Origin of the sequence: Gilliamella sp. N-G2 (assembly GCF_002142215.1) — a bacterium.
Taxonomy (GTDB): Bacteria; Pseudomonadota; Gammaproteobacteria; order Enterobacterales; family Orbaceae; genus Gilliamella.
Genome location: NZ_NAST01000053.1, coordinates 1 through 4,119, shown reverse-complemented (window position 1 = coordinate 4,119; position 4,119 = coordinate 1). Strand labels below are relative to the sequence as shown.

4 protein-coding genes are annotated in these 4,119 nt (G+C 30.3%); 2 read left to right on the top strand and 2 right to left on the bottom strand.

Going from position 1 to position 4,119, the window contains the following annotated elements; genetic code table 11:
* A partial coding sequence (locus B6C99_RS12780) for an MFS transporter (RefSeq protein WP_158092489.1) occupies positions 1-1,329 on the top strand: 1,329 nt, incomplete at its 5' end.
* Positions 1,330-1,695: 366 nt separating this feature from the next.
* On the opposite strand, the gene B6C99_RS12775 is transcribed toward B6C99_RS12780, so the two are convergent.
* Positions 1,696-2,628, bottom strand: a complete 933-nt coding sequence (locus tag B6C99_RS12775) for a DMT family transporter (protein WP_158092488.1) — start codon at positions 2,626-2,628, stop codon at positions 1,696-1,698.
* The gene (locus B6C99_RS12770) at positions 2,615-2,992 is read right to left on the bottom strand and encodes a hypothetical protein (protein WP_086360173.1); all 378 of its coding nucleotides are present in this window, start codon (positions 2,990-2,992) and stop codon (positions 2,615-2,617) included. The genes B6C99_RS12775 and B6C99_RS12770 overlap by 14 nt, the downstream gene beginning before the upstream one ends.
* Before the next feature lie 99 nt (positions 2,993-3,091).
* Between B6C99_RS12770 and B6C99_RS12765 the strand changes: the two genes are divergently transcribed.
* Entirely contained in the window at positions 3,092-4,003 is a 912-nt protein-coding gene (locus B6C99_RS12765; RefSeq protein ID WP_158092487.1) for a LysR family transcriptional regulator, read from the top strand.
* Positions 4,004-4,119: the final 116 nt, after the last annotated feature.

Sequence of the window (4,119 nt, the reverse complement as noted above, 5' to 3'; positions counted from 1 at the left end):
ATATATTCTATTTATATTATATGTTTTTTAGGATTATTCTTATCAACATTAGATACTGGTATTATAAACTTAGCGTTAAATTCATTTTCTGTCGATTTTGATGTTTCTTTAGAATATATCGGATTATCAGTTACTTTATATTTATTATTCCTAATTATTTTTCTTGTTCCCGGCGGTTGGCTTGGTGACTTTTGGGAGCAAAAAATAGCATTAATAGTAGGCTTCTCTCTGTTTGGTCTAACTTCATTGATTGCTGGATTTTCAGATTCTGCAAATCAACTTATTTTATCTAGATGTGGACAAGGAATCGGTGCTGCATTATTGCAAGCAAATTGCTTGGGATTGGCTGGTTTACAATCAAGTAAACAGAAAATAAGATTAAATTCTTTCATAATGTTGGCGATAAGTTTAGGACCAATTTTAGGGCCTTCTTTTGGCGGTGTTATTTTAAAATTATGGGGATGGCAAGTCTTATTTCTTATTAATGTCCCATTGTGTATTATGGGATGTCTCTTTTGTTTGAGAATAAATAAATCAGTAACAATACTAAAGAAAAAGACTTTCGATCTAAAAGGAATGATACTATTTTTCATGATGTCAGTCGGTTGTGTTTTTCTTCTTTATTCTAATAATATAAATCTATCTTTGGTTGAAAAAAATTTCATTGGTATTTTTATTTTAATCATATTTTTATTTTTTTGGAGAATAGAATTAAAAAGCGCCAATCCTTTTTTTCCTGTTAAATTATTATTAACCCCGTCAATTAGATACATTTCAATTGGTAGCATGCTATTTGGATTGACTGCAGGCATGCTCTTTTCAGTATCACCTCTCATATTTATAAAAGAAACTAGTTATTCAATTGACTATATAGGATTAATTTGTACTGCGGCACCCATTGGGGTCATTTTAAGTGTGTTTGTCAAAAAAGTAATAAATTCAAGTTGTAATAAAATAATACTAATTTATGCTTTACCTCTGATGCAATTTGCTTTCGCCTTACTTTTCTTTATGAGTTTTAATATTTCAGTCTTTAATTATGTTATAGCTGCTTTGTGCTACGGTTTAGGTGGCGGACTGTTACAAAGTTCATTAATTCAGATCGCGATGGCCTCCAAAAAAGATAAACAATCAACGATTGGAGGCTTATTAAGGCTTTTTCAAAATGGAGGATTTATTATTGGCTCAGCATGTTCTTTAATGTTATTAGAAACAAATATATCCCCTTTAGAAAATATTTCTAGCTATCAAAAATTATGGGGTATTACTTTTGGCGTAGTCTCTATCATGTCTATTTATTCATATTTTTCTTTATTTAGGAAAAATTAAATGAAATATCATTTTTAGTGTTGTGGTTAACATTGCAAACAGATAATTTTCAAGATAAATCATCGTATAGAAAAGTGTCTGAAGGAAGTTGTTAAATTACATTCCAATCACAATTTTATCCTAAACTGTTTTTTTAGATAAGTAGTAACATTTTGTATAAACGAATAAATTTAGATACCACTATAAATCTTACGTTAAAGTTTTAGTAATATACATAGATAAATAGGCTAATGAATTATCTGATTAGATAAGGAAGATTGATAGTAAACATATAAATTTCAGGTGTTTTTCAATTTGATATCAGCACTATCAGCACTGTTCAATAGGGTAGTATAAAAATAGAACCGCCCATAAGGGCGGGATATATTAATGATTCTTGAATGATTTAGTTTTCAATTTAGCATGTATGGTTTTATATGAACCTGTAGCAAGAATTACACCACAAATAACAATTAATGCGCCACTGATTTGTAATGGATTAGGCTGTAATCCAGAGCATAAGGATAAAATCATCGTAAATACAGGTACTAAATTAAAAAATACGGCTGTATTGGCTGCTCCAATTTCTTTTATACCGAGATTCCAGAATAAATATGCCAATACCGAACCACATACAGCCATGTAGACTAATAATAAATGGTTTTTTATGGTTATATTATTAAGTGATATAAGTAAATTGTTGTTATAAAAAGTAAATAATACAATGCCGATGGTGCCAAATAACATGGTATAAGTTGTAGTTTGTAATGGTGTCGAGTTAGATATATATTTTCGTGAACCAACAGTATAGGTAGCCCAAGCCAAATTACCCAACATAATAATGAGATCACCGGAACTGAAATTTAGCGAAACTAAATTGTTTATTGAACCGTTACTTACCACAATAACCACACCCAATAAACTAGTCAACATACCAACGCTTTGTACAACAGTAATTTTATGTTTATCAATCATTGCCGCCAATAATGCTGTGGTTATCGGAGATGTTGCCATTATTAATGCTCCATTAATAGCTGAGGTAGTTTTTAAACCAATAAAAAATGCTAAATTAAAGCCTGTTATACCTAATAAGCCGAGAGCTATAAATGCAATCCAGTTCTTTTGTAATGCCACAATATTATTTTTATCTTTTAATACCATGAAAATCATGATAATTATCGTCGCAATAGTAAACCTTTCGGTTGCGACCACAAAAGGAGAAGCTTCCGCTACCACAGATGATCCAGCATTAAAGTTTGATCCCCAGAAAAAAGTTGCAAGAATGACTGCTATTAACACTAAAAATCTATTTTTTAACATGATCTTTATCTCCATAAAATGGATCAACGTTAAACAAAAATACAGGGAAATTTTGCCAACTATTTAACAAATTATTTATAGATTCAGTAAATTTAGAAGGTTTAATCATGAAATCTTTTTGACCGTTAGAAGAGTTAAATTTTTCTGTCACATTGTCGCTAGAATCGATGTTAATTTTATTAAAGATGATATTGCAGCTATTGATGTCGAGTGGAAGAGAAAATACTGGTAAATTATTATTACTGCCTTGATTAGCAAATTTTGATAATGAGCCAGAAAACCTATTTGCATTTTCTTGCTGTAATAATCTGACGACTATTGTATTACAGTTTCCAGTCGTAGTGTCGTCGATTGATCCTTTCATAGATAATATTCTTATTTAGATAATGTTATTAAGTAAAATAATATTATTATTGTCCCATTTATAATACAATTAATGTATTTTAAATATAGAATTCCAAAAATGAAAAAATCAATTTCCTTAAATGACCTTAATCTTTTTGTAAATGTTGTTCAGGCTGGTAGCCTTACCAAAGCCTCTGAACTGCTCTCGATCCCTATGGCGACTATAAGCCGGCGTTTAACACAATTAGAAGAATCGATAGGGGAACATCTGTTAAATCGTAGCACTAGATCTGTATCAATGACTTCCCTAGGGCAGATGTATTTTGATCAATGTGTTAATCCTTTAACAGAATGTATGATGGCTGTTAAGCATCTAAATGACACCCATTATCAGCTATCAGGAACCATAAAAGTAACAGCTCCAATTAATTTAACTCACAAATGGTTATCGAACTGCATTTTTTCTTTTATGAAGCAATATCCAGATATTAAGATTGATCTGATGGTAACTAACCGTATTGTTGATTTAACTGCGTTGAGCATCGATGTTGCAATTCGCGTCGGAAATTTAGATGATAGTAACTGGGTAGCAAAAAAATTATTCTTTTCAAAAAACATTTTATGTGCATCACCTAAATACTTGGTATCAAATTCGGTTCCTTTACATCCAGTAGATTTGAAAAATCATAGACTAATCTGTTCTAACGTCAGTAATGGATGGAAATTACAAAATACTCAGACACAAGAGTTATATATTGCAGATATGCCATTTAATTTTATTGTTGATGATATACAGTTGATGATAAATGCATCTAAGCAGGATTTAGGTATTTGTTTTGTTTCTGAGCAATTTGTTCATGATGAGATTCAGAATGGAGAGTTAATTCCAATTTTAACCGAGTGGGTTGGTATCCCTCGTCCAGTTTATGTGATGGTTAGAGATAGATGCTATATCCCTAATAGAGTAAAAATATTTAAACAATATATAGAGCAATACATTAAAGATGAAAATGTTAATTATCAAATTTAACATCTTAAATATATCCATCTGACACTTTAATTAAAAAGGTTAATTGCAGTATGTTATTTATTATCTAGGTGGACATTGTATGCTTTCATAGTATAAAGATATTTATAAATACAATG

Coding starts and splice junctions, on each gene's coding strand:
- B6C99_RS12775 (WP_158092488.1), bottom strand. CDS start 2,628: ATGTTAAAAAATAGATTTTTAGTGTTAATAGCAGTCATTCTTGCAACT.
- B6C99_RS12770 (WP_086360173.1), bottom strand. CDS start 2,992: ATGAAAGGATCAATCGACGACACTACGACTGGAAACTGTAATACAATA.
- B6C99_RS12765 (WP_158092487.1), top strand. CDS start 3,092: ATGAAAAAATCAATTTCCTTAAATGACCTTAATCTTTTTGTAAATGTT.